Origin of the sequence: Pontiella sp., from assembly GCF_041622395.1 — a bacterium.
Taxonomy (GTDB): Bacteria; Verrucomicrobiota; Kiritimatiellia; order Kiritimatiellales; family Pontiellaceae; genus Pontiella.
The window spans coordinates 1-7,214 of sequence record NZ_JBFJYW010000205.1; the positions used below are offsets into that span (position 1 = coordinate 1).

The following is a 7,214-nucleotide window of genomic DNA, read 5'->3' on the forward strand; positions in this document are numbered from 1 at the left end:
GCCAGCGCTGCGGCACCCCGTTGGCGGTGGTGTTTTCGGCAAAGAGCGCAAAGATGGAGCGCGGTTGCGTCATCGGCACCTCCAGCTGGTTGACGCCGGGCGTCGTTCCCGCCACATCGCCCGTCCACTGCTCCGTATGGTAGAACAGATCCGGCAGCGCCGTGATAATGATGACCGCATCGGCGTCGATCCACTGGTCGGGCTGGTCGACCTGGCCATAGCTTCCTGCACCCGTATCCAGCCAGTACTTCGTATTCCATTCCCAGGTCAGCACCATGCTGTTGGTCAGTTCAACCTCCACCGAGGCGCCCGCGCCCGACGAAGACTCCATTCCAACCAACGTCCATCCGGCCAGCGTGTGCTGCGTCGTGCCGTCGGAGAAGAACCCATTGGTGACCGAACAGCTGATGAGCGACCCGTAGGCGTTCGTATAGAGCCCCGGAGGCGGCACCGAAAGCCCGGCAATGGACCGGATATCCAGAATGAGGAGATTGCCCAACAGGCCCGTATCGGCCATCGCCACCTCGGTCAGGTTGGAAAAGGAGACATTGAACGAAGCCGTCAGTTCCACCTGGTCCCACGGGCCGTACAGCGTAACCTCGAATTGCGTCAGCCCGTCCGGCGCCATATTCACATGCGATGCAGCGGAAAACAGGCTGCTCAGGTCGAAATAAATCTCGCTTCCCGACACGCCGTCGCCGACGAACGAAGCAATCGGCCCGCTGGCATCCATGGCGGTCAGCACGCCGATCGCCCCCTCGGGCACAGGCGCAAAAATCGTGGGGTCGAGCTGCAGCAGCAACTGCCGCGATTCGAGCACGAAATCGTTTTCAAGCTCGGTCGTCATGGCCAAGAGTCCGTTGGTGGGCCAGACCGCCGACCCCGAACCATTGGTTGCATGCACCCGGCAATAGTAGGTCGTCAGCGGTTCGCAACCGGAGATCCGGTGCAGCGCCAGCCCCTTGTCGGCCGCCCCGGCCTGGATCGCGCGGATGTCCGCGCGCCGGTAGTAGTTCGTGGTCAGCCCCGGATTGCCCGTATAGACCGGCGACTCCTCGATCCCCACCTCGCCGGCCAGGTTCACGGTGGCGGCCGCATCGGCAAAAACCTCCACCCAGGTTCCCGCCGGTTCCGTGGTCCGGACAAAGAGATCGAACTGCGAGGGCGTCGCGTTCACCGCAGTAACCCGGTCGAATTCCGGCGCCGCCCATGCAGCCGTCGCCAGCAGAACCGCAATCAACCAAGGTGCCGCCCCCCCCAAATCCGGCAACCGGAAATCGGCCATCGAGCATCCTCGACGAAGTCGTATAGGTTTCCTATTCATCGTCTCCCTCCACCGTCTGCGTCCCCATGCCCATCCGCTGCAGGCCCGGGGCACCGTCGCGCTCGACAATCCGTTCCCCGCCGGCCAGGATCACTACCCGGCGGATGCCGTTGGCCCGCAGAATCCGTGCGGTTTTTTCCGCTTCGCCGTCTCCGTTGTCGATCAGCACCATCACCGGAACCGGCTCCGCTTCAGACATCCGCTTCAACGAATTTTCGCCGCCGGCGCGGGCCGCCACGGCGGGGATATCGAACGGCGACTTCACCACCGCCTTGCCGGGGAACTTATCCTCCAGCACGCTCAACGGGGCCGCCGCGGCCGTCGTGCCCTGCCGGGTCAACCGGCCGCCGGCCTCGACATTCGGCGTCCGCAGATCCACCAGCACCACATCGCCCTCGCCGAAGCCGGAAAGATCCTGGTACGAAATATAGTTGAGCTGTTCACGGTGGAACCCGGCCGCACGGGTGGTGGAGCCGCGGTTGGCTTCCCAAGCGGCATAGCCGCCCTCGAGCACCTCGGCCTGGATGCCCGCCTTTTCGTTGAGCATCCGCACCGCAGTTGCGGCATCGTTCCCGCCCAGCCCGCGGTCATACACCACCACGCGCCCCAGCGGCGGCAACTTCTTGCTGCCCACCACCCGCAACGGCACATTGATGGCATTCGCAATGTGCCCGGCTTGATACAGACTCCGCTCCCGGACGTCGATCAACGTCAGCGTTTCGCCTTCGGCCAACAGCGCCTGCAACTCCGCCGGGGTCGCCGCCCAGCTGCCTGCCGCCACGCACCACACGGCCAAGGCCATCCCATATTTTCCGAGTCGTGTTTTCATTATTCCGGCCTCCAATCGTTGACGGCCTGCCGCATATCCACCAGCAGCACGGCCGATGCGGGAATTGCAAAATCATAGCCCAGCAACTCGCCCTGCCGCACCTCCGCGGCGAACCAGCGGCCGGAGGCCGGATCCAGCATGCGCAGGGCCCGCACGTTCCCAAACCCAAGCCCGCGCATCAGGCGGTGCGCCGTGCACGGCTGCGGAAAGTCCGTCAGACTGACCACGTTTACTCCGGCCTGCAGGTCGATGGATTCGAGCGAGGATGCGCCCATGTCGGCCACATAAGCATCGCCGAAGCGGATCCAAAGGAAGTCGCCTTCCTCCAGCGGGAAGTTGTCGCCCGTGCTCCCGCCACTCCAGACGGCGGTCTCTTGAACAAGGGCGGGAACCACCGATGTGAAGCGGCTGATTTCCGTTACGCCGACGGCCGAGTTCCAGCGTTCGAGCAACGTAAAGGCATCGGTCGCCTGCTCGGCCACCGAGCGGGTCACCGGCACGGCATTCATATTGCGGAAAACGGCCTGGATGGCCGGCAGCTCGGCGCTCTTCACCTCGCCGCTTTCGAGCCAGGTCAGTTTGCGTCCGTTGACGGACTGGGACTGCTTGGTCGTTGTCGAACGGGTCAACGGAATGGATGCCAGATTCGAAAGGTGGATCAGGCGCAGGTTGAAGATCCCCGTCCCGAGCGAATCCTCCTGGCAGCAGACCCAGCCGCCGTCGAGGAACGGAAACGCCTCGTTTTCCGGCGTGTCGGTGATGCGGACCTCGCGTTTTCGCAGCAGGTCGTAGCCATAGAGTTCCACCTGCGAATGGCGGTTGTCCTGCCAAACGATCCAGTGGTTCTGGAGCACGGGATGGTACTGCCCGTAGATGTTGTCGGTGACCCGGAACCAGGTGTCTTTCTCCAGATCCATGTAATAGATTTCGCCCGGCCCCGAATCGCGCCAGTCGGCCCAAACCACGCGGCCGGCATCGAGATCCGGATAGAGCTGGTCTTCGATGCCCGGCAACAGCGCAACCGCCCCGCCGCCTTCGACGAGGTTGATGGCATGCAGCTGCCACGGATCATCCGGTCGGCTGGTGGACTTGGATTGGAAAACGATCCACGGCCAATCGATATCCGGATTGATCTCGTCTTTCCCGAGCGTGGAAGTCACCCGCACCACCGCGCCGGTGTTGTCGAGATCGGCCATGTAGACATCCCAACTGCCGTCGCTGCGGCGTCCCTGCCAAACGGCATAGTGCCCGTCGGTCTTCGGATTCTTCTGGGTAAAGGTCCCCACGGTCAATTGGCGCGGAGCCCCGCTGCCGGCATGAAGGTCGAGCGCAAATATTTCGGGCGAGCCGTCGCTCTGGTCCTGCCAGACCATCCAGCGGCCGCGGGCATAGGGCGTCTTCGGGCCGCGCGCCGCGGCGGCCAGCACTTCGCCGGCGGCATAGAGGTCTTCCACCTCGATTAGCATCGTGGCGAAGTTGGTCTGCGACAGTTCGTTCACCAGCGTTAGGCGAACCGTGTACCAGCCCGGAAGCACATCCGAACCGCTTTCATTCTTGCCGTCCCAGACCCAGTCCGTGACCGCCGAACCCACATTGGTGAAGGTGACCGAGCGGACCTTGTCGGATTCGGCATAGCCATGGCCGTAGAGCGGGTTGGCCATCCACGAAACCGAATGGAAATCGTTGCTTCCTTCCATCACGCCGCCGACCTGCCCGCGCACATCCACCGTGTGCAGTCCCGGCACCAGCTTCTCGACATGGAACGGTTCGGAGACCGCTTCGATGGCGCGGAAGTAGCCTTCGTCGATCCGCCAGCGATAGTCGGTCACGCCGGTTCCACCGACCGACAGCGTCGCATAGTCAAGCCGCGTCGGGCTGGCCGGGACCCCGTTGACCTGCACGGGGTTGACCGAGGAATCGACTTCCCACGTCGCAACCAGCGCCGCGGACTCGGGCGGATAGCTGCCATATCTTGGACGACCGAGGATCTTGACCGTATGCATGCCGTTCGCCAGGCCGGTGAGCGAGATCGGTTGAGCCACCATCTGCTGCGACGACCAGCTTCCGCCGTCGACCTGGTACTTGTAGTAATCGACATATTCCCCGCCCACGTAAAGCGTGGCCGAGCCGAGCGCGTTGGGCGAGCACGGCGTATTGCTGACGGTGGTCCACGGAACAATGCCGCGGAAAATTTCCACACTCGCATCCGTTGCCAGCGCGCTATCGGAGGAGGAGAAGGATATGCGCGTTGAGCCCGGTCGGATCGAAAGCGCGTCGCCGGTGAGCAGCACACTCTCCGCGTCCTTGGCGAACTGTTGCAGTCCGGGCAGCTCGCCGTTCACCACGATGCGCACCGTATTGGTCTCTTCGACGTTGCCCTGCGAATCCGTCGCGAAGAACGAAACCGTGTAATCCCCCGCTTCCCGGATCCAGAACGGATAAGCCGGCTGGAACGGGGCATTGGTGATCGAGTAGACGATGCTGACGGGGCTTTCATCGGTGGAAAGGAAGAAGATCTGGGTTTCGTCGGTGATGTAGTGGTTGGTTCCCACGCCCACCTCGACGCCGGCAAACTCGATGGTCGTGACCGGCGGATCCGTATCTTCCGGGACGCCGCCGTAGGTGACGGTGTAGCTGTTCGAGCCCAGATTGCACAGATCGAAGATATTGAGATACGTCAGCTTGGCGTTGTCCGACTTGCGATAGCGGATGTTCGTCCAATAGTTGTTGGCGTTGACCACCTTTCCGTCGTTGCGCACCACCGATTCGATCGGAAGCTTGGCCTGTTGGGGATCGGTGAGGCGCATGTAGCACCAGTCGGTGCGGTCGGAATCGACCACCACCAGCTCCTGCCCCGGCCCCGGCGGCGGGCCAAACGCCGCATTCACGATATGGTTCACCGGCAGAATCTGCCCTTCGCTTTCATACAACGCATCCGGAATCATGCTGGCGTCGCGGTCCGTGTCGGCCAGGAAGTCGAGCACGTCGTCGCGCCCGGCCTGATCGTTGAGCACTTCCTTGGCAATGAAGTGCGCCACCAGATTGGTAATCAGCGAGGTTTCTTCGCCGCCGAACTCCGGGGCATGCGTGTAGGACGCCTTGAATTCGACGAATTCGCCGGAGAGCGTCGTGATCATGTCCCACGACGCCTTGCGGGCGGTGCCCGGCTCCAGGTCGCCGATGTTCACGGTCAGACTGGTCCGATCGAGCGGCGAGTCCATGACGCGCACCCCCAGCAGGCGCGGAACCAGCAACAGATTCTGCACGTTTTCGACGATCCGCGGCTGTTCCGACCGGATCATCACGCTGCGGGCCTGCCCATAACCGACATTGCGCACCAGCACCCCGAGAATGAACGGGATCGGCGCCTCGACCGTTTGCGTGAAGGGATCATCGCCCTGCACGTCGCGCGGCTGGAAATAGGCGATGTCCAGCAGCGGCTGCGGCTGCACCGTGATGATGTCCGGAACGGCGAAGAGCACATCATCCGGAAAATAGGCCCCTTGGAACTTGGCCGAAAGGTTGCAACCGACGCGGTATCGCTTGCCCGCCGGATCCTCGCCGCCCGCACCGGGCTTCGGAACAATGAACCAGCGGACCACCGCCTTCTGCGTCGGCGCGATGATGCCCTGCCCCTTGATGCTGTTGATGTTTTCCATCTCGGGGGCACGCACGAAAAACCGGTCCGCCGCATTGTTTTCCTCGCCGTCCCCGGAGGCGGGGTCGGTAAAGCTGAGCGCCGCGCTGAAATCGGTGATCGAATCGACGCCGTCGTTGTTCGTCACCTCCAGCGTAGCCAGGAAGCCGATGCGCTCGAGCGAGAGTTCCTGCTGGATCTCGATCTTCACCCGCGAACAAACGCCCTGGAACTGTTGCTGCGCCAGGCCGGCCGCCGGCAGCAGCAACGCCAGCGCCAGCAGACCTCCCCCAAGAAACCGAACCGGATCTTTTGCTTTCATTCCTCTCATCCCATCGTTGTGTAAATACCGGGTCATGGCGCCACCTCCCCATTCAGGGCTTTAACATCCGTCGGCGTCCACCAGCCGCACTGGTCGTGCACCAGAATGCCTTCGGCGAACATCGCATTGCCGCCGTTGAGCCGCACGGAAACGAGCGGCCGTTCCTCTTCGAAGGCCTCGACCGAAACCACCTGGATCCGCAGGCCGCCGTCGGTGAAGACCGCATCGCCCACCTGCACGTTTTTCGCGGCAACCCAGCCCGTGCCGTCGATCCAGACGAGATGTTCGTCGGTGACCGTCAGCGGCTGTTCCGGATCGTCCTCGAAACCGAGGGTGATCCAGTGAGCGCCGGTGCCGTGGACCACTTCCGCGACGACGGCCACCTCGTGTTCTTCGGAACCGCTGCGGACGCGATCGCCCACCGCCAGCAGGCTCGCCTCGAGCCGTTGGCCGTCGGCCAGCAGCACAGAGGTATCGGGCGCCATGCAGACCGGGCTTCCGCTGCCGTAAGCCGTTCCCCCTCCAGTCGACGGACCGCCTCCGGGACCGCCGGAACCACTGCCACTGCTGTCGGCCAATCCACAGCCGATGATAATGGCCAATTCGTAGAGTCCGGGAGGTGCCGCATTGCCCCACTCATCATGAGCCGCCAGCAACGCCTGAATCACCGTCCGTGCCGTTTGCGGATCGATCGAATTCACACATTGGTAGCCCCCGGAGAAGCGGTCGATCAGGTTGTTCAGGTTGTCGCTGAAGTTCGCCAAGGCACCCAACATGTCTCTCAAGCATTGCGAGTACGCGCTCTGCCGCTGGGCCTGGTCGCCGCCGCCCTCTTCCCCGTAGTAATTGACCACGATCGGAATCTGCACTTCCTGGAACGGATCCAGCCGCGGCAGGTATTCGACCAGCGGCACCATGGAACCCCAGCTGAAGGACTGCCCTTCAATCTCCAGATCGTTCAGCGCAATCAGGCCGTGGTTCTTGACGGTGGCCATGAAACGCACCTGGAAGCCGGGCTCGATGTTGTCGAAGCGTTGCCAAGGAGGCGTCACCACCATAACCGGCTGCGGCACGTGGGTCTCGAAGGTCTGCTCGACCTTGA

The 7,214-nt window shown here is 63.0% G+C and carries 4 protein-coding genes; all 4 read right to left on the reverse strand.

The annotated features are described in order from the left end of the window. Positions 1-1,285, reverse strand: a 1,285-nt coding sequence (locus ABYO54_RS11795; RefSeq protein ID WP_372808453.1) for an InlB B-repeat-containing protein, incomplete at its 3' end; no start/stop codon positions are given. 31 nt (positions 1,286-1,316) lie between these two features. Continuing rightward, positions 1,317-2,153, reverse strand: coding sequence for a rhodanese-like domain-containing protein (locus ABYO54_RS11800; protein WP_372808454.1), 837 nt, complete (start codon positions 2,151-2,153; stop codon positions 1,317-1,319). After that, entirely contained in the window at positions 2,153-6,112 is a 3,960-nt protein-coding gene (locus ABYO54_RS11805) for a TolB family protein (RefSeq protein WP_372808455.1), read from the reverse strand. Before ABYO54_RS11805 ends, ABYO54_RS11800 begins: the two co-directional genes overlap by 1 nt. 32 nt (positions 6,113-6,144) lie before the next feature. Then, on the reverse strand, positions 6,145-7,214 hold a 1,070-nt coding region (locus tag ABYO54_RS11810; protein ID WP_372808456.1), incomplete at its 5' end, for a hypothetical protein.

Bases quoted from the DNA above. Each gene is read 5' to 3' on its own strand.
- ABYO54_RS11800 (WP_372808454.1), bottom strand. From the start codon at position 2,153: ATGAAAACACGACTCGGAAAATATGGGATGGCCTTGGCCGTGTGGTGC.
- ABYO54_RS11805 (WP_372808455.1), bottom strand. From the start codon at position 6,112: ATGAAAGCAAAAGATCCGGTTCGGTTTCTTGGGGGAGGTCTGCTGGCG.